Source organism: Vibrio sp. NC2, assembly GCF_025195005.1.
Lineage (GTDB): Bacteria > Pseudomonadota > Gammaproteobacteria > Enterobacterales > Vibrionaceae > Vibrio > Vibrio splendidus.
Genome location: NZ_JANVFC010000051.1, coordinates 1 through 760, shown reverse-complemented (window position 1 = coordinate 760; position 760 = coordinate 1). Strand labels below are relative to the sequence as shown.

The window sequence follows — 760 nt, the reverse complement described above, 5'->3', positions numbered from 1 at the left end:
TGTCTCGTCCTAAAATACGTTGACGATTTTAGTAAGCCAGTAACGCAAGTTGCTGGCTTTTTTCATGCATCTTATTTGGCGTATTCATACCTAGGCTGAGATGTGGCCTCATTTCGTTGTACGTATATATCGACTCTTCAACAAGTGTTTTCAACTCGCGAAGATCTTTGCACTGAGTAAGCAAGAACTCTTGCTTGAGGATACCATTGACCCGCTCAGCTAAAGCGTTTTGGTAACAGTCATAACCATCTGTCATTGATGGTGTTATGCCATACTTTTTAAGTTTCTCTTGATAGAGGTTTGAGCAATACTGAAGCCCTCTATCTGAGTGATGGATTGTCGCATGACGATAACATCGAGTTTTTACCGTCATATCTAAAGCCTTCACAACATCGCTCGCTTTCATTTCATTGCTGACTTCATACCCCATTATTTTACGGCTGAAAGCATCTGTAACCAATGACAAGTAGTGAACGCCCTCGTTCGATTGAACATAAGTGATGTCGCTCACCAGAACCTCTTCGGGTTTTGAAGGAACAACTTCTTTTAGCAAGTTCGGATGTTTTTTCATCCAGTGCCTGCTGTTCGTTGTTTTGGTATAACTCCGTTTTGGCTTAACGAGTAAGCGCTCTTCTCTGAGGTAATCAAACAAAGCATCACGCCCAAGTTTTATTCCCATAGCTATCAGCTTAGGTTTCAATAAGAAATAGAGCTTACGAGTTCCTAATCGAGGCATGAAGCGTCTTAGTTCAAGGACCAT

The 760-nt window shown here is 41.6% G+C and carries 1 protein-coding gene; it reads right to left on the bottom strand.

The window, feature by feature from the left end:
• Positions 1 to 28 precede the first annotated feature (28 nt).
• Positions 29 to 760, bottom strand: a 732-nt coding sequence (locus NX845_RS23375; RefSeq protein ID WP_125458509.1) for an IS3 family transposase, incomplete at its 5' end; no start/stop codon positions are given.